At 71.1% G+C, this 16,896-nt stretch carries 17 protein-coding genes; 16 read left to right on the top strand and 1 reads right to left on the bottom strand.

The genetic code is table 11. The annotated features are described in order from the left end of the window. Window positions 1-15: 15 nt before the first annotated feature. The 15 genes from FJ251_06575 to rseP all read left to right on the top strand — a co-directional run bounded on the left by FJ251_06575 (window position 16) and on the right by rseP (window position 15,484). Window positions 16-609 carry a hypothetical protein gene (locus FJ251_06575; protein ID MBM4117398.1) on the top strand — a complete coding sequence of 198 codons (594 nt, stop codon included), beginning with the start codon at window positions 16-18 and terminating at the stop codon, window positions 607-609. Then, entirely contained in the window at window positions 593-2,872 is a 2,280-nt protein-coding gene (locus tag FJ251_06570) for a hypothetical protein (GenBank protein MBM4117397.1), read from the top strand. The genes FJ251_06575 and FJ251_06570 overlap by 17 nt, the downstream gene beginning before the upstream one ends. After that, window positions 2,869-4,449 carry a hypothetical protein gene (locus FJ251_06565; GenBank protein ID MBM4117396.1) on the top strand — a complete coding sequence of 527 codons (1,581 nt, stop codon included), beginning with the start codon at window positions 2,869-2,871 and terminating at the stop codon, window positions 4,447-4,449. Before FJ251_06570 ends, FJ251_06565 begins: the two co-directional genes overlap by 4 nt. Before the next feature lie 69 nt (window positions 4,450-4,518). Beyond that, the gene (locus FJ251_06560) at window positions 4,519-6,450 is read left to right on the top strand and encodes a T9SS type A sorting domain-containing protein (protein MBM4117395.1); all 1,932 of its coding nucleotides are present in this window, start codon (window positions 4,519-4,521) and stop codon (window positions 6,448-6,450) included. Continuing rightward, window positions 6,404-7,492, top strand: coding sequence for a TIM barrel protein (locus FJ251_06555; GenBank protein MBM4117394.1), 1,089 nt, complete (start codon window positions 6,404-6,406; stop codon window positions 7,490-7,492). Before FJ251_06560 ends, FJ251_06555 begins: the two co-directional genes overlap by 47 nt. Before the next feature lie 119 nt (window positions 7,493-7,611). Further along, entirely contained in the window at window positions 7,612-8,046 is a 435-nt protein-coding gene (gene rplM, locus FJ251_06550; GenBank protein ID MBM4117393.1) for a 50S ribosomal protein L13, read from the top strand. Between the two features lie 34 nt (window positions 8,047-8,080). After that, entirely contained in the window at window positions 8,081-8,473 is a 393-nt protein-coding gene (gene rpsI, locus FJ251_06545) for a 30S ribosomal protein S9 (protein ID MBM4117392.1), read from the top strand. A 54-nt stretch (window positions 8,474-8,527) separates the two neighbouring features. Continuing rightward, on the top strand, window positions 8,528-9,442 hold the full coding sequence (gene rpsB / locus FJ251_06540) for a 30S ribosomal protein S2 (GenBank protein ID MBM4117391.1): 915 nt from the start codon (window positions 8,528-8,530) through the stop codon (window positions 9,440-9,442). A 53-nt stretch (window positions 9,443-9,495) separates the two neighbouring features. Then, window positions 9,496-10,101, top strand: a complete 606-nt coding sequence (gene tsf, locus FJ251_06535) for a translation elongation factor Ts (protein MBM4117390.1) — start codon at window positions 9,496-9,498, stop codon at window positions 10,099-10,101. A 7-nt stretch (window positions 10,102-10,108) separates the two neighbouring features. Further along, window positions 10,109-10,834 (top strand): UMP kinase, encoded by a 726-nt coding sequence (gene pyrH / locus FJ251_06530; GenBank protein ID MBM4117389.1) that lies wholly within the window; start codon window positions 10,109-10,111, stop codon window positions 10,832-10,834. Between the two features lie 3 nt (window positions 10,835-10,837). Next, window positions 10,838-11,395: a ribosome recycling factor gene (locus FJ251_06525; protein ID MBM4117388.1), complete on the top strand. Its 558-nt coding sequence runs from the start codon at window positions 10,838-10,840 to the stop codon at window positions 11,393-11,395. A 7-nt stretch (window positions 11,396-11,402) separates the two neighbouring features. Next, window positions 11,403-12,146 (top strand): di-trans,poly-cis-decaprenylcistransferase, encoded by a 744-nt coding sequence (gene uppS / locus FJ251_06520; GenBank protein MBM4117387.1) that lies wholly within the window; start codon window positions 11,403-11,405, stop codon window positions 12,144-12,146. Beyond that, on the top strand, window positions 11,992-12,984 hold the full coding sequence (locus FJ251_06515; protein ID MBM4117386.1) for a phosphatidate cytidylyltransferase: 993 nt from the start codon (window positions 11,992-11,994) through the stop codon (window positions 12,982-12,984). Before uppS ends, FJ251_06515 begins: the two co-directional genes overlap by 155 nt. A 2-nt stretch (window positions 12,985-12,986) precedes the next feature. After that, window positions 12,987-14,150 carry a 1-deoxy-D-xylulose-5-phosphate reductoisomerase gene (locus tag FJ251_06510; protein MBM4117385.1) on the top strand — a complete coding sequence of 388 codons (1,164 nt, stop codon included), beginning with the start codon at window positions 12,987-12,989 and terminating at the stop codon, window positions 14,148-14,150. Continuing rightward, on the top strand, window positions 14,147-15,484 hold the full coding sequence (rseP, locus tag FJ251_06505) for an RIP metalloprotease RseP (GenBank protein MBM4117384.1): 1,338 nt from the start codon (window positions 14,147-14,149) through the stop codon (window positions 15,482-15,484). The genes FJ251_06510 and rseP overlap by 4 nt, the downstream gene beginning before the upstream one ends. Before the next feature lie 5 nt (window positions 15,485-15,489). Here rseP and FJ251_06500 read toward each other — a convergent pair whose 3' ends face one another. After that, complete coding sequence (locus FJ251_06500) at window positions 15,490-15,816, bottom strand: hypothetical protein (protein MBM4117383.1); 327 nt, start codon at window positions 15,814-15,816, stop codon at window positions 15,490-15,492. 37 nt (window positions 15,817-15,853) lie between these two features. On the opposite strand from FJ251_06500, the gene FJ251_06495 reads away from it, so the two are divergent. Next, a partial coding sequence (locus FJ251_06495; protein MBM4117382.1) for a hypothetical protein occupies window positions 15,854-16,896 on the top strand: 1,043 nt, incomplete at its 3' end.

Raw genomic sequence — 16,896 nt, 5'->3', positions numbered from 1 at the left:
GCGGCCGACGACGTGGTGAAAGGCTACGACGGCGGCGAGTTCCTCGACACCCTGGCGGTCCAGGTGAGCTTCACGGACGCGGTTTGGCAGAACGTCGTCGCGCTCGCCGCCGACGACGACGGGCGCGTGCTCGTCGCCGACCGGGCGCTCAATCGCATCTACCGCTACCGCGTCGGCGGCACGCCGGCCAGCCCCCCGGTGAGCGCGGACGGCCAGCTCAGCTGGACGAGCCAGGCGAGCGGCGCCCTCGTCCGGGACATCGCCTTCGCCGCCGGCCGCCTCTACCTGCTCGACGACGGCCTCGGCACCCTGCAGGTGCTCGATCCGGCGACGGGCCCGCTGGATCCGCCGCTCTTCGGCTACTTCGACGAGCTGCTCGCCGAGCCGAGCGCGCTCGTGGCCGACGCCGAGCACCTCTTCGTCATCGACCGCGCGGACACGACGGTCTGGGAGCTGCCCGTCGACCTCGCGGCCGGCGAGCAGCTGCGGGTCAACACGCACCTGAAGGAAATCTTGAGAACGCCCAGCGCCCTGACGGTGGTGCAAGGGCGCGTCTACGTCGCCGACCCGGAGTTGGGGAAGATCATCGACTATGAGAAGCGCCAGTAGACCGCCGCGCGCCCGCCGCCGCGCCGCCCGGGCGGGCCTGGCCGGCTGGGCCCTGCTCCTCGCCGCGCTGACGGCCGGCGCCCCGGCCGCCCACGAGGCGCCGGGGCCGATCGTGCCGCCGCCGCCGGGTCCCTTCTGGGCCCGCGCGGACGAGAGCCTGCTCCTCGACTACGTCTTCAAGACGCAGAACGTGGGCAACCTCGCGCTCGCCGTCTCCAACCACGGCTTCCTCGGCAACAACTTCGCCGAGCGCGCATCCTCCATGGAGTACCCGAAGGGCTCCGAGGTCGATCACCTGATCCGCGGCGGCCTCTGGGTGGGGGGGATCAACACCGACTTCGACACCCTGGTCACGACGGGCGTGCAGGACGGCTACTGGGGCACCTACACCCGGCCGACGGAGTGGGTGCCGGTGTCCATCCCGCCGGAGGAGCAGGCTCTCGGCTGGATCCGCGAGCGCAGCACGCTGCCGACGAGCCCCTACTACGATCCCCAGCGCGCGATCAGCGAGCAGGATCTCGTCACGGCCTTCCTCGATACGCTCGACCACCAGCACACGCCCGAAGTCGGCAACGCGGACGACTGGCACAGCGCGAGCGGCCTCGTCGTCACGCAGGAGAGCTACGCCTGGAGCTACGAGCCCGCCGACGCGATGGTCCTCATCAAGTGGACGATCGTGCCCACGCGCACCCTGCTGAACTCCTACTTCGGCGTCTACACCGAGCTGACCAGCGGCTGGAAGGGGAAGTACCCGCTCGGCACCTGGCCGCCGGCGAGCGCGAACTGGTTCTACCACCACAAGGTCTACTGGGTGGACGCCATGCCCGAGTACGCGGACCTGAGCGAGGATCCGTACAACTTGATGGCGGAGCACCACTGGACCTTCGACGAAGGCCGCGCGCCCCAGCACGCCGGCGTCAAGTTCCTCGGCGCCAAGTACAAGCCGGGCGGCGGCGCCTGGACCGAGGCGGTCGGCCGCGTCGCCTGGCGCTGGTGGGACTGGGAACCGGGCAGCTACGCCCGCGACAACGACGACGAGAAGTACGCCGTGCTCAGCGAGGACGGCGTCGACGACTGGACGGAGATCACCCCCAGTCCCGACACCTCGGGGGACAGCCCCGTCGAGCTGCTCAATGTGGGACCCTGGAACCTCTACCCGGGCGGCGGCGGCCAGGAGCCGGACAGCCTGATCCTCGCCTTCGCCTTCCTCGGCGGCGACAACTTTCCGGACCTCGTCGAGAACGCGCTCTACGCGCAGAAGGTCTACAGCTTCAACTTCACGGTGCCGACGCCGCCCTTCTCGCCGCGCCTGCGCGTGACGACCGACTCCGGCCGCATCCAGGTCCGCTGGGCCGACGGACCGGAGCGCAGCGTCGACGCCGTCACGCGCGACTACGACTTCGAGGGCTACCGCGTCTACGTCGGCCGCGGGCCGGAGAGCGCGGACTTCGACCTGTTCGCGCAGGTCGATCTGGCCGACATCCCGGCCAAGAACCCGCTCTTCGAGAGCTACTTCACCGAGTCCTGGCTGGCGGCGCAGGTCGCTCCGGACCCGCTCGACGAGGAGAACGGGCAGGCCGCCCTCGACGCCCTCTGGCCGGGCCAGTACGACTTCCACTTCGGCGCCCGCGAGCCCTTTCTCGTCACGGAGCCCGACTCGGTGGGCTACAACACGGGGCTGGCGAGCGTCCTCCTGCCCGAGTCGGAGTGGGAGACCATCGTCAGCGGCGCGGACACCGTCGTCGTCAAGTACGGCGTCACGTTGATGCAGGTGAAGGACGGCCACCACTACTGGGTCGCCGTCACCAGCTACGACATGGGCAACCCGGAGACGCCCAGCCTCGAGAGCGGCGTCGGGCAGAACGTGCTGCACATCGTGCCGGGCCGCAGCCCGGCCCAGGCGGCGGGGCGCGGGGTCACGGTCTTCCCCAACCCCTACCGCGGCAGCGCCGTCTGGGACGCCAATCGCGCCACCGGCCGCTACGTCTGGTTCGCGGGCCTGCCGGCGCGCGCCCTGATCAAGGTCTTCACGCTGGCCGGCGACCGCGTCGCCGAGATCGACTTCGACCGCGACCGCTACCGGGGGGGGAACGCGGCCGGCCTGCTCGTGGGCGACGAGGCGCCGACGCTCTCGGGCACGATGGCGGCCTGGGACCTGCGCAGCGAGAGCGGGCAGCCGGTCGCCACGGGGCTCTACCTCTTTTCCGTCACCGACCGCGTGAGCGGCGAAACGCAGCAGGGCAAGTTCCTGATCCTGAAATGAGCAGCCACCGCCTCCATCCCCCTCGGCGCGGCCGCCTCGGCCGGCCGCTGCTCCTCGCCGGGCTGCTCGCGCTCGGGGCCTGCAGCGACGAGGGCGCCATCCGCCCCAACCAGCCGCCCGAGACGCGCCTCGCAGTCGAGGGCGGCGACCTCGCGCCGACGCACTACCGGCAGATCCTGAGCTGGCACGGCGAGGACGTGGACGGCGAGGTCGTCCGCTACGAGTACCAGTGGCGCTACGATCCGGCGATCGGCGACGCCGACACGAGCTGGCTGGGCACCAGCGCGCCCTTCATCACGGCGACGCGGGACACCTTCTTCCTGCCGGTGCCGACTGCGGGCGCCGACACGCTGGTCCACCGCTTCCGCGTGCGCGCCGTCGACGAGAAGGGCCTGGCCGACCCGCTGCCGGCCGAGGTGCTGCTGCCGGTCTTCAACCGCGCACCCCGCCTCTGGGCGGTGACCAGCGCCGGCGACACGACGAGCGTGCTCGCCCTGCCGGCCAGCATCCTGCCCGTCCTGTCGATCCGCTTCAAGGTCGGGGATCCGGACAACGCGGCGGCCGATCCCGAGGAGGCCCTCGCCTACATCGAGTCCGTGCGCTTCTGGTTCGAGGACCCGGACGCGGCGATCCTGCTCGCCCCGACGGACACCCTGGTCAATCTCGTCCCCGCGGACTTCGGCCAGGGCGTGGGGATCGAGCGCCAGTTCCATCTCCAGGCCCGGGATCTGGGGGGCGCCGAGAGCAACGTGCTCAGTGCGACGACCTTCGTGCGGGACATCCGGCAAGCGCGCGTGCTGCTGCTGGACGGAGCCACCCTCGCCAGCGGCCCGAACACGGCGATCATCGACCCCTTCTGGCGCGTTCGGTTCACGGAGCTCTTCGGCAATCCCAACGAGGTGCTGCTCCACGACATCGGGACCAGCGGCCCGATCGGAGCCCCCGAGAACCTGCCCGCCATCTTCTCCCTCTTCGAGGCCGTCGTGTGGTATAATGGCACCGACGGCGCCCCGCTCGCCTTCACGAACCAGCCCAGCCCGACGCTGACGGCGGCCGAAGCCGGGCTCCGAGTGTATCTCGAGGCGGGGGGCAAGGTGCTGCTGGAGGGCTACAACTTGGTGGGCGCCAGCCGTGGCGCCTACTCGGGTGGCAGCTTCAGCGTGGACTTCGAGCGGTCGGTGCTGCGGGCGGACAGTTTGCAGGCGCACGCCACGAACACCGGCGGGGTGATGACCTCGAACTTCTGGGTCTTCGGCCCCAAGCAGTTCCAGGGCTTCCCGGCCGCCGGCACGGAAGCCCTCGGGCTGCCGCAGGGCGTGCAACTCAAGGGGATCGACCGCATGGCGCTCAACCCGGAGGCGCTCTCGACAGGCATCATCGAGGAGCTGTACCGGGTGACGGGGGATCAGACCTACCCCCCGAGCCTCTTCGCGGGGGCGGTCGGCGTCCGGCGCCATTTCGAGTCCGGGGGTCAGCTCGTGCTGCTGACCTACCCGATCTGTCTGAGTTCGGGCAACGACAACGTGCTCGCTCAGGTCACAGGCTTCTTGCAGGAGTTCGGCGTCCTGCCTGAGTAGGGCGCCGGGGCCGCGAGGCCCATGCAGCGTTCAGCAGCGCAGAAACATCGCTAGCCTAGGGGGGCGCAAATGAAGAGCAGGATCATCCGCATGCTGATGGCCGTCGCCATGCTGAGCTTGGCCGCGGCCGCCTGGGCACAGCCCGTCGTGTCGATCTACGACCTCCAGCAGGACCTGATCGCCGACAACACGGTGGTCACCGTCCAGGGCAAGATCGTCACCGCCGTCGACGACATCCCTTCCGGGATGGGCTTCTTCATCCAGGAGCCGGCCGGCGGGGCGAACAGCGGCATCTATGTCTTCGTCGGCACCGTGAACGTGCCGACCGTGATCATCGGCGACGTCGTCGACGTCACGGGCATGTACGACGACTACTTCCCCAGCGGCGCCCCCGGCACCGGGCTCGCCGAGCTGAACCTCTCCGTGCCTCACGGCGGCCAGGGCAGCTACACGAAGGTCGGCACCGGCCAGGTGCCGACGCCGATCGTCCTGCGCGCCTGGCAGACGAAGACGGCGAACCGCCCCGAGGCGGAGAAGTGGGAGTGCGTGCTGGTGCGGCACCTCAACGTCCAGCGCACGGCCGTCGATCCGGGCTTCGGCGAATGGTTCGGCATGGAGTTCGGGTTCATCGACAACGACGAGACGCGCTTCGACGACGGCCTCGGCGTCTCCGGGCCCCCGGCGGGAACGCAGATGAGCTCCGTCACGGGCGTGCTGAACTACACCTTCAGTGAATTCAAGGTGACGCCCCGCGGTCAGTACGACATCGTCTACGTCGGCGCTGCGCCCGCCCCGACCCTCGAGTACGCTGCCGTGACCGGCGCGAGCAGCCTCGACGTGCGCTTCGACCGGCCCGTCCTCGAGAGCACGGCCGAGAATCCTGCCAACTACTTCCTCGACCTCGGCACCGTCAGCACGGCGACTCTCGATCCCGGCGATCCCGAGCTCGTGCACCTGACGCTCGCGGCGCCGATGACGCCCGCGATCCTGCTCACGCTCACCGTCATCGACGTGCAGAACACGGACGGCGTCGCGATGGCGCCCGAGGCGCTGCAGTTCTGGGGCGGCGTGAACACCGTCGCTTTCTCGCAGTACCCGGACGCCGGCGGCGATTCCTCGGCGGTGGCCGGTGAGATCCTGACGATCAAGGGCGTCATTCACAGCGAGTACGACGTCTGGGGCAACCACTTCTATCTGCAGGAGGTCAATCGCGAGGGCGGCAGCCGTTCGCCCTACAACGGCCTCGAGGTCTACGCACCCGCCTTCCTGCCCCAGGTGGCCGAGGGCGATATCGTCATCATCGCCGACGCCCAGACCGAGTACTACAACATGACCTCCTTCACGCAGCCCTTCTACTACTTCGAGAAGGTCTCGAGCGGCAACACCGTAGCGCCGCCGGAGGTCATCACGATCGGCGACATGGCGGATCCCGCGGTCTGGGAGCCCTACGAGGGTGCGCTCGTGCGCGTGACGAACGTGACGGTCGTCGAGCGCGCGGGCTCGTGGAACTTCTACGCCTGGAGCGTCACCCAGGACGATATCAACTGGCTGAAGGTCGGCGACATGGGCGACTACGACTACCTCGAGGGCCTGGGCGACATCCTCAACATCACCGGCACGCTGCGCTACGAGTTCGGCAACTTCGTGCTGATGCCGCGTCGCGACGCCGACATCGAGATCCTCTACCAGAACCCGAACGGCACTGGCGAGCTGCCTGCGGGCGCGCGGATCGCCCTCGCGCAGAACCACCCGAATCCCTTCAACCCGACGACGAAGATCGGCTTCGTCCTCGCCGCCGCCGGCGAGGCGCGCCTGGAGATCTTCGACACGGCGGGCCGCCTCGTCCAGACCCTGCTCGCGGCGAACCTGGAGGCAGGCCGGCACGAGCTGAGCTGGGCCGGCGAGACCGCTGCCGGCGGGCAGGCCTCCAGCGGCCTCTACTACTATCGCCTGACTGCGGACGGCGAGAGCCAGACGCGGAAGATGCTCATGCTCAAATAGCTCGCATCCCTCCTCTCGCGCGCGAGGCAGCGCGCGCGAGCCGGAGGGAAGCTCGCTGCCTTGGGAGACAGGGGGAGCCGCAGGGCTCCCCCTTCTCGTCTCGCGCGCTCGCCGCGACGCGCGCCCGTCGCGCGCCGCGGGCGCGGACCCGGCCTTGCGACGGCGGGGCGGACCTGCGATTCTCGGCGGACCGAGGAGGCCCGCCGTGCCACAGCTCTTCGCCAGCCTGCCCCTGACTCGCTACCGCCGCCACGCGGCGGCCCTGGCCGGCCTGCCGGTGGGGCTCGAGCTGCTCATCGATCACGAGGCCCTGGCGCCCGGCTTCGCCGCGGAGCGCGCGGCGATCGCCGCCCTGCTGCGCGCGGAGGGCCGTCCCTGCCGCTTTCACGCGCCTTTTCGCGATCTCTGCCCGGGCGGGCAGGACCCGGAGGCGGTGTCCCTCGCCCGCCGGCGGCTGGAGGCGGCCCTGGATCTGGCGCCCGCCTTCGGCGTCACCGCGATGACGGCCCACCCGGCCTGGGATCCCGACGGCTGCGGCACCGCCGAAGAGCGCGCCGGCTGGCTGGCCCGCAGCGTCGACTTCTGGTCGGCGCTGGGGGAGCGCGCCGCGGCCCGCGGCGTGCGCATCGACCTGGAGAACATCTTCGACCGCGATCCGGGCGCCCTGGCGGCCCTCCTGGCGGCGCTGCCGCCGGAGCGCTTCGGCTGGCTCCTCGACCTCGGCCACTGGCACGCCTACAGCCAGGCCAGCCTGGCCGACTGGCTGGCGGCGCTCGGACCGCGTCTGGCGAGCCTGCACCTGCACGACAACGGCGGCCGCGCCGACGACCACCTCGCCCTCGGGGCGGGCAGCCTGCCTCGGCGGGAGGCCTGGGCGGCGCTGGCCGGGTGGGGGCGGCGCTGCGACTGGATCCTGGAGAACCGCAGCGCCGAGGATCTCGCCGGGAGCATCCGCCATCTTGCCGCTGAATCCGGGATCGAGGAATTCACGCTTCTCGGCGCCGCCCTCCAAAGCCCAAGCCCGAAGCCGCCGCGCTCTTGACAGCGGCGTAACCCTTTGTTAGGTTAGGCGTTCGTTTCGTTCCACCGAAGCGCCGGATTGCGCTCCCGGCCCGTGGCCGGGTCTGCAACCACGCGCGGCAATCCTCAGACGGAGGAAGCATGAAGACCCACGTCGCGAAGGCGGGGCAGGTCGGGGAGCGCTGGTACCTCGTGGACGCCGAGGGGCTCTCCCTCGGGCGTCTCGCCACGCGGGTCGCCAGCGTCATCCGCGGCAAGCACCGCCCCGACTTCACGCCCCACGTGGACATGGGCGACCACGTGATCGTGGTCAACGCCGACAAGGTGCGCATCACGGGCGGCAAGCTGACGGCCAAGACCTACACCCGCTACACCGGCTATCAGAGCGGCCTGCGCGTCACGCGTCTGGACACCATGCTGGCGAACAAGCCGGGCGAGGTCATCGCCCACGCGGTGCGCGGCATGCTGCCCAAGGGGCGCCTGGGCCGCAAGCTCTGCCGGAAACTGCGCGTCTACGCCGGCCCCGGTCACCCGCATGCCGCCCAGAAACCCGAGCCGCTCGCCGTCGAGCGCTAGACAGACCATCGCCTGAGCAAGGAGTCCCGCTGAGATGGCAGATTTCTTCAACGCGACGGGCCGCCGCAAGGAGTCGGTGGCGCGCGTGCGCGTCGTCGTGCCCGGCCAAGGCAAGCAGACCGTCAACGGTCGTCCGCTGGACGCCTACTTCGGCCGCCGCAACCTCATCATCGAGGTGCGCCAGCCGCTGGAGTACGTGGACATGATGGACTCCGTGGACGTGCACGCCACGGTGACCGGCGGCGGCATCGCCGGCCAGGCCGGCGCCGTGCGCCTGGGCATCGCCCGGGCGCTGTTGGGCAAGGATGACGAGCTGAAGAAGACGCTGCGTTCGACCGGTTGCCTGACCCGCGATCCGCGCATGAAGGAGCGGAAGAAGTACGGTCAGCCCGGCGCCCGCAAGCGCTTCCAGTTCTCCAAGCGTTAGTCGACCACACCACACACCGGTGGACCGGGCGCGCAGGTCTCCCCGCGGGGAGCGATGCCCGGGGCGAAGCCGGTGGCGGCAAAACCTGCAGGAGGAGTCGTGAGCTACTCGATCACCATCAAGGACATGCTGGAGGCCGGCGTTCACTTCGGCCACCAGACCCGCCGCTGGAACCCGAAGATGAAGCCCTTCATCTTCGCCGAGAAAAACGGGATCTACATCCTCGATCTGCAGCAGACGCAGCGCCTCGCGGCGATGGCCTACGAGAAGGTGCGCCAGGTCGCCGGCACGGGCGCGCCCATCCTCTTCGTCGGGCCCAAGAAGCAGGCCCAGGACACGATTCGCGAGGAGGCCTTGCGCTGCGGGCAGTTCTACGTCGTCGAGCGCTGGCTCGGCGGCCTGCTCACGAATTTCCAGACCGTGCGCAAGAGCCTGGACAAGCTCACCGACATCGAGAAGATGAACACGGACGGGCGCATCGAGCAGTTCAACAAGAAGGAGCGCATGCAGCTCGAGAAGACGCGGGACCGCCTCGAGCGCATGCTGGGCGGCATCCGGGGCATGGAGAAGACCCCGGGCCTCATCTTCGTCGTCGACACCGCTCAGAGCGAGATCGCCATCAAGGAGGCGAACAAGCTCGGCGTCCCGGTGGTCGCGATGGTGGACACGAACTGCGACCCCGATCCGGTGAACTTCCCGATCCCGGGCAACGACGACGCGATCCGGTCGATCCGCCTCTTCAGCCACATGATCGCCGACGCGGTCATCGAAGGCGCGGCCTTCTTCAAGGCGCGCGAGCGCGAGGAGAAGGCGGTGGTCGAGAAGGCCAGCGCCGAGAAGGAGGCCGAGGAGCGCACGCCGCGGCGGGCGGCGGCCCCGGCGAGCCGCCAGGAACTGGCGCCGCGCGTGGCCGCGCGACTGAAGGTGGGCGAGCTCCACGACGACTCGACGCTCGACCTGGACAGCTAACCGCCCCACCCAACACGCGAGGCAGCCGACGGCGCAGCGAGGAGGAGCCGATCATGGCGGAGATCAACGCCCAGCTGGTGAAAGAGCTCCGGGAGAAGACCGGAGCGGGGATGATGGACTGCAAGAAGGCACTGGCCGAGAGCGGCGGGGACTACGAGAAGGCCGTCGACCACCTGCGCACGAAGGGCCTGGCCGACGCCAAGAAGAAGTCGGGGCGCGCGACCAAGGAGGGCCTCGTCTTCAGCTACATCCATCCGGGCGGCAAGGTGGGCGTGCTCGTCGAGATCGCCTGCGAAACCGACTTCGTCGCCCGCACGGAGAAGTTCCAGGACTTCTGCAAGAACGTCGCCATGCAGGTGGCCGCGTCGGCGCCGCTGGCGGTGGAGCGGGCGGCGCTCGACCCGGCCCTGGTCGCCCACGAGCTGGAGATCGCCCGCCAGCAGGCCCTCGCCTCCGGCAAGCCGGCCGCGATCGTCGACAAGATCGCCACGGGGCGCATGGAGAAGTACTACAGCGAGGCCTGCCTGCTGGAGCAAGCCTACGTCAAGGACCCCGGCATGACCGTCAAGGATCTGCTGGATTCCACCATCGGCAGCCTGGGCGAGAACATGATCATCCGTCGCTTCGCCCGCTTCCAGCTGGGCGAAGACCTGTCCTGAGCGAGCGATGGCGACGGCCGCCTATCAGCGCGTCGTCCTCAAGCTGAGCGGGGAGAGCCTCGGCGCTCCCGACGGCCAGGGCCTCGATTTCGCGCGGGCGCGGGACCTTGCCGCCGAACTGGCGGGGCTGGGCGGACTCGGCTGCGGTCTGCTCGTCGTTGTGGGCGGCGGCAACCTGCTGCGCGGGCGCGACGCCAGAGCCGCCGGCCTGGACGCCGTCCAGGCCGACCGCATCGGCATGCTGGCCACGGCGATGAACGCCATCGCTCTGGGCGCCCTCCTGCGGGCCGCCGGCGCCGCCGCTCGCGTCCTGACGGCGACGCCGATCGCGCCCCTCGCCGAACCCTACACGAGCGAACTCGCCCGCGCGGCCCTCGACGGCGGCGAGATCGTCCTCAGCGCCGGCGGCCTCGGCCATCCCTTCTTCTCGACGGACACAGCGGCCGCCCTGCGGGCGATCGAGGTCGGCGCGGACTGCCTGCTCAAGGCGACCACCGTCGACGGCGTCTACTCGAGCGATCCGCGCCGCGATCCCGGCGCCGTCCGCCTGCCGCGCCTGAGCTTCGACGAGGTGCTCGAGCGCCGTCTGGCGGTGATGGACGCCACGGCCTTCGCGCTCTGTCGCGACAACGGCATCCCGATCCGGGTTTTCGACTTTTCGCAACCAGGCGCGCTGGCGCGGGTCCTGCGCGGCGAAGCGCTGGGCAGCCTGGTCAGCCAGGAGGCAAGCTAGACGATGGCCAGCCCACTGCTCGCCGAGATCGAAGAGCGCATGAGCAAGACCGCCCGCAGCACCGAGCACGAATTCACCCAGGTCCGCGCCGGGCGCGCGAGCACGGCTCTGCTCGACTCCATCCGCGTCGACTACTACGGCACGCCGTCACCGCTGAACCAGGTGGCCACGCTGGCCGTGCCCGAGGCGCGCCTGATCACGGTCTCCCCCTGGGAGAAGAAGATGCTCGGGCTGATCGAGAAGGCGATCCTCGCCGCCAACATCGGCCTCACGCCGCAGAACGACGGCAACGTGCTGCGCATCAACATTCCGCCGCTCACCGAGGAGCGGCGCAAGGATCTCGTCAAGCGCGTCAAGCAGCTCGCCGAGGAGGGGCGCGTCGCCGTGCGCAACGTGCGCCGCACGGGCATCGAGCAGGCCAAGCAGCAGGAGAAGGAGCAGGCGCTGACCGAGGACGAGCTCAAGCGGGCCACGGATGGCATCCAGAAGCTCACCGACCGCTTCGTCGCCGAGATCGACGCGGCGCTCGCCAAGAAGATCGCCGAGATCATGGAAGTCTGAGGTTCGCATGGCCGCGGCCGACACCCTCGAGCGCCAGATCCGCGAGCGGGGCGGCCCGCCGGCCCACGTCGCCGTCATCATGGACGGCAACGGCCGCTGGGCGCGCCGACGCATGCTGCCGCGCATCATGGGCCACCGCGAGGGACGCAAGGCCGTGCGCCGGATCGTCGAGGCGGCCGCCGGGATCGGCATCCAGCACCTCACCCTCTTCACCTTCTCGATGGAGAACTGGCGCCGGCCGGATGCCGAGGTGAAGGCGCTCATGCAGTTCCTCGAGGACGTGCTCGAGTCCGAGTGCGCGGAGCTGGACAGGAACGACATCCGCTTGCGCAGCCTCGGTCGCCTGGAGCTCCTGCCGCCCGGCACCCTCGCTCACCTGCGGGCCGCGGAAGCCCGGCTGGCCGACAACCAGGGCATGCGTCTGAACCTCGCCCTCAGCTACGGCGGCCGCGCGGAGATCGTCGACGCCGCGCGCGCCTTCGCCGCCGCCGTCGCGCGCGGTGCGGCACGCCCCGAGGATCTCGACGAGGAGCGCTTCGCCAGCTACCTCTACCTGCCCGACCTGCCGCCGGTCGACCTGCTGATCCGCACGAGCGGTGAGCAGCGGATCAGCAACTTCTGCCTCTGGCAGCTGGCCTACGCGGAGATCCACATCACGCCGACGCTCTGGCCCGACTTCACCGCGGAGGATCTCTACGGAGCGATCCTCGACTTCCTCGGCCGGGAGCGCCGTTTTGGCAAGGTTCTCTGAGGCGCCGCTGCAGCTGCCCGCGCTCGGCCGGCGCCTGCTGGCGGCAGCACTGCTCCTGCCCCTCGTGATCTGGGGCAGTCTCGCCGGCGGCTGGATCTTCTTCGCGCTCACGGCGCTCTGGAGCCTGCGCGCGAGCTGGGAGTACGGCGCGATGCGCCGCGCCCGCGGCCGGCGCGCCGTCTTCCCCACGATCGCCGCGCTGGTGCTCGCGATCCTCGCCGCCTGCCGCTGGGGCGGCGCCGAAGCGGGGACGGCCCTGTTCACCCTGCTCGCCCTGAGCCTGCTCGGCGCCGACGCCCTGCGCGGGCGCTGCGAAGGCGGCACCGAGCGCGCCGGTGAGAAGATCCTGCTGCTCCTCTATCTGGCCTGGCTGCCCGGCCACTGGATCCTCCTGCGCGAGCTGCCGGCGGGTGTGGGTCTGCCCGCCGCCGCGGGCGGCCGCTGGTTCCTCTTCGCGGCCGGCGTCACCTGGCTGGGCGACACCTTCGCCTACTTCGTGGGCAGCGCCTGGGGACGCCACTCGCTGCGCTCGCCGGTGAGCCCGCGCAAGTCGATCGAGGGCGTCATCGGCGGCGCGGCCGGCGCGGCGCTCAGCGCCTGGCTGCTGGCGCCGTTCTGGACGCCCTTCCTCGCCGGCTGGGTGGCGCCGCTCGTCGGGCTGCTGCTCTCGCTCGCCGGCCAGCTCGGCGACCTCTTCGAGTCCCTCCTCAAACGCGATGCCGCCATCAAGGACAGCGGCCGCATCCTGCCCGGCCACGGCGGGTTCCTCGATCGCGTCGACAGCATGCTCTTCTCGATCCCCGTCTTTTACTACCTGCTGCGCTGGGCTATTCTCTGAGCATGAAGCGGGTCCTTCTCTTCGGCGCCTCCGGGAGCATCGGCGGCAGCGCGCTGGACGTCCTGCGCGACCGGCCGCAGGACTTCCGCCTGGTCGGTCTGAGCGTGCACCGGCGCACGGAGTTCCTGGCCGGCTGGATCCGCGAGTTTGACCCCGCACGCATCTGGATCAGCGAGCCGGAGGCGCGCCGCCGCTGGGCGGCCGTCCATCCGGAGTTCGCCGGCCGCCTGTTGCCGGCGGGCAGTCCGCCCGCGGCCCTCTGCGAGACGCCGGCGGAGATCGCGCTCAACGGCGTGCTCGGCTTCGCCGGTCTGGCGGTCTCGCTCGCCGTCCTGGCGGCCGGCTGCGACCTCGCGCTGGCCAACAAGGAGTCCCTGGTCTGCGGCGACCAGCTGATCGCCGCGGCGCGACAGGCGAGCCGCGGCCGCCTGCTGCCGGTGGACAGCGAGCACAGCGCGCTCTTCCAGCTCCTCGAGGGCCGTCCCGTCGCCGATGTCCGGCGGGTCTGGATCACGGCCTCGGGCGGGCCCTTCCGCACCTGGCCTGCGAGTGCCCTGGCCGGCGTGACGCCGGAGCAGGCCCTGCGCCATCCGACCTGGCGGATGGGGCCCAAGATCAGCGTCGACTCGGCGACGCTCATGAACAAGGGCCTCGAGGTGATCGAAGCGGCGCGGCTCTTCGCGCTGTCGCCGGCGCAGATTGGCGTGCTCGTGCATCCGGACTCGCTGGCGCACGCGCTCGTCGAGCTCGCCGACGCCTCTCTGCTCTGTCAGCTCGCGGCGCCGGACATGCGCCAGCCCATCCTGGCCGCGCTCAGTCACCCCGAGCGGCCGCGCGCCGACTACGGCCGGCTCGCCCTCGAGGCGCCCCTGACGCTGGCCCTGGAGCCTCTGGACGAGGCGCGCTTCCCCGCCGTCGGGCTCGCCCGGGCGGCCCTGGTCGCCGGCGGTACGGCGCCGCTCGCACTCAACGCCGCCGACGAGGTCGCCGTGGACGCCTTCCTGGCCGGCGGGCTGGGCTTTCCCGGTATCCTCGCCGTCGTCGAGTCCGTGCTCGCCGCCGGCGGCTGGGCTCCGGCCGCCGATCTGCCGGCACTCACCGAGGCCGACCGGCGCGCCCGGGCGCTGGCCGCCGAGCAGGTGCGCGCCCTGGAAAGGACCGCATGATCACCACCGTCCTCGCGATGATCTTCACGCTCGGTCTCGTCGTGCTCGTCCACGAGCTGGGCCACTTCCTGGCGGCGCGCTCGGCGGGCATCCACGTGCACCGCTTCTCGATCGGCCTCGGACCCGTGCTCCTGCGCTGGCGCGGCTTCGGCACCGAGTGGGCGCTCAGCCTGCTGCCCTTCGGCGGCTACGTGAAGATGGCCGGCATGCTCGAGTCGGTGGGGGAGGGCGAGACGCCGCCCGAGGAGGCGCTCCTGCCGCCGGACAGGCTCTACCGCAACAGGCCGATCCCGGTGCGTCTCTGGGCGATCGTCGCCGGCCCGCTGGCGAACCTCCTGCTGGCGGTGGCGCTCAGCACCGGGATCTACGCCGTGCAGGGCTTTCCGATCATCCCCGACGTCATCCTCAGCGCGCCGCCCGCGGACACGCCGGCGGCGCGAGCGGGCGTCCAGCGCGGCGATCGCGTCGTCGAGCTGAACGGGGAGGCCGTGGCCAACTGGAACGAGTTCGCCGAGCGGCTCAGCGAGGGGGGCGCCGCCGACTATCGCCTCACGATCGAGCGCAGCGGGGAGCGCCGCGAGCTCGTGCTCGCGCTCACGGCCAGCGCGGGCCGCTTCGACCCGACGGGGCTGAGCGTGCTCAGCGACAACCGCGTCGGCCGGGTGCTGAGGAATGGCCCCGCCGACCGCCTCGGCCTGGCCACGGGCGACCGCATCCTCGAGCTGGACGGGCGGCCCATGGCCTACTTCGACGAGATCGCCGCCATCGTCAACGCCAGTCCCGGTCGCGCGCTGGACATCGTCTGGGAGCGGGCAGGCCAGCGGCGGACGGGCAGCATCACGCCGGAGCTGGCCCAGGTGCCCGATCCCGCGGATGAGGACAGGGTGATCGAGGCCGGGCGCATCTACTTCGAGCCCTACAGCGAGGGCACGGAGCCGATCGGCCTCCTCGCGGCGGCCAAGTACGGCAGCCTGCAGGTGCTCTTCACGGCGCGCAAGACGCTCGAGTGGGTGGGCAAGCAGATCACCTTCCGGGGCAGCAAGGACGCGGTCGGCGGCCCGATCCTGATCGCGAAGGTGGCCGGCGAGATGGCGCGCTGGGGCTGGGATCGCCTGCTCGGCTTCATCGCCTTCTTCAGCACCCAGCTCTTCCTGCTCAACCTGCTGCCCGTGCCCGTGCTGGACGGCGGCCACGTGGTCTTCCTGCTGTTGGAAGCGGTGGGGCTGCCCGTGCGCGAGCAGTGGCGGCTGCGCCTGACGATGGTCGGCATGGCCCTGTTGCTGGGCCTGATGCTGTTCATCCTCGTGCTGGACCTGGGTCGCGTCCTGCCCTGAGCGCGCTAGCGGGGGGGCTCGCCTTCCAGGGCCTGTTTGCGGCGGACGATCTCCTCGAAGATCAGCGGCCAGCGCTCCGGCTGCTCGGCGCTGAACGCCCCGGCAAGGGCGCGCAGGGAGTCATCGGGCAGGCTGGCGGCCAGGCGCGCGAAGCGCTCGCCGGCGAGGGAGTCCCCGAGAGCGGCCAGGCGCCGCGCCTCGACCACCCGCAGGTACTGCTGGACGAAGAACTCCTCCTCGGCGCTCAGCGCGGGCGCCGCGGCGCGCTGCTCGGCGCAGCCGCCGGCCAGCGCGAGGGCCAGCCCGAGCCCGGCGGCCAGGGCAAGAAACATGGGGACAGGCCGCGCCGGCAGGGATAAGAATCGCATCATGGTCCAGGTCCGGGTGAGGCGCTCAGGGCGCGCTGCGGCAGTCTACGGCGAGCGGCGGCACCTGTCAAAGGCGGGGCTGCGCGCCCGGGCCGGGCGCCGGCTCGCCCTCGCCGGCCTGCTCGCCCTCCTGGCCTCGGCGCCACTCGCCGCCGCCGAGGCGGACCAGCGCCCCCTCATCGGCGAGATCGAGATCGAAGGCAACGAGACCTTCGCCGACGGCCAGCTCGAAGCGCTCCTGCGCACGCGGGAGCGCCGCCTGCTCCAGTTCAGCGGCCAGCCCCGTTTCGTCCGGGACTGGCTGCATAGCGATCTGACGACCCTGGCCGTCTTCTACCGGCGCGCCGGCTTTCCCGAGGTCAGCGTCAGCTCCTTCGGCGAGTCGGATCTGCGCTACGACGCCGAGCGCCAGCGGCTGGACATCCGCATCCGCATCGTCGAGGGCAAGCGCCGCTACCTGCGCGCCCTGCGCTTCACGCCTGGGCTCGGCGAGGCCGAGCGCGAACTGCGGCGCCGCCTCGTCCTCCAGCCGGGGCAGCCCTACGACCCCGAAGCGCCAGGGATGGACGAGTTCCGCATCCTGCGCAGCCTCCAGGAGCGGGGCTACTTCGCCGGGCGCGTGGAGCACCGGCTCACGCTCGTCGAGACGCCGGCCTACGCGCGCCGCGACTCGATCGACCTCGAGTACCGCATCGACCTGGGCCCGCCGGCCCAGCTCGCCGCCCTCGCCTTCGAGGGCGCGAGCCTGGACGAGGAGCTGATCCGCCGCGAGCTGAACGTGGCGCCGGGCCAGCCGCTGCGCCTCGAGCAGATCCTGCGCAGCAAGCAGAACCTGCTCGACAGCGGCTACTTCCGCTCGGTGGACTACCGGCTCGAGGCCCTCGACCCCAGCGCCGGTCCGCGCCTGCCGGCGCCCGTCGAGGAGCTGCGCCTCGTCTGGCGCTTTCGCGAGCGCAAGCTGGCCGCGCTCGAGTCCGGCGTCGGCTACGGTTCCGTCGACGGCCTGCGCCTGCTCGGCGGCTGGACGCACCGCAACCTCTGCGG

Source organism: bacterium (assembly GCA_016873475.1).
GTDB lineage: Bacteria > Krumholzibacteriota > Krumholzibacteriia > JACNKJ01 > JACNKJ01 > VGXI01.
This window is presented reverse-complemented; position numbering and strand designations above follow the sequence as displayed.

Coding starts and splice junctions, on each gene's coding strand:
- FJ251_06570 (MBM4117397.1), top strand. CDS start 593: ATGAGAAGCGCCAGTAGACCGCCGCGCGCCCGCCGCCGCGCCGCCCGG.
- FJ251_06525 (MBM4117388.1), top strand. CDS start 10,838: ATGGCCAGCCCACTGCTCGCCGAGATCGAAGAGCGCATGAGCAAGACC.
- pyrH (MBM4117389.1), top strand. CDS start 10,109: ATGGCGACGGCCGCCTATCAGCGCGTCGTCCTCAAGCTGAGCGGGGAG.
- FJ251_06510 (MBM4117385.1), top strand. CDS start 12,987: ATGAAGCGGGTCCTTCTCTTCGGCGCCTCCGGGAGCATCGGCGGCAGC.
- rpsI (MBM4117392.1), top strand. CDS start 8,081: ATGGCAGATTTCTTCAACGCGACGGGCCGCCGCAAGGAGTCGGTGGCG.
- rpsB (MBM4117391.1), top strand. CDS start 8,528: ATGCCCGGGGCGAAGCCGGTGGCGGCAAAACCTGCAGGAGGAGTCGTG.
- FJ251_06500 (MBM4117383.1), bottom strand. CDS start 15,816: ATGTTTCTTGCCCTGGCCGCCGGGCTCGGGCTGGCCCTCGCGCTGGCC.
- rplM (MBM4117393.1), top strand. CDS start 7,612: ATGAAGACCCACGTCGCGAAGGCGGGGCAGGTCGGGGAGCGCTGGTAC.
- FJ251_06565 (MBM4117396.1), top strand. CDS start 2,869: ATGAGCAGCCACCGCCTCCATCCCCCTCGGCGCGGCCGCCTCGGCCGG.
- FJ251_06560 (MBM4117395.1), top strand. CDS start 4,519: ATGAAGAGCAGGATCATCCGCATGCTGATGGCCGTCGCCATGCTGAGC.
- uppS (MBM4117387.1), top strand. CDS start 11,403: ATGGCCGCGGCCGACACCCTCGAGCGCCAGATCCGCGAGCGGGGCGGC.
- rseP (MBM4117384.1), top strand. CDS start 14,147: ATGATCACCACCGTCCTCGCGATGATCTTCACGCTCGGTCTCGTCGTG.
- tsf (MBM4117390.1), top strand. CDS start 9,496: ATGGCGGAGATCAACGCCCAGCTGGTGAAAGAGCTCCGGGAGAAGACC.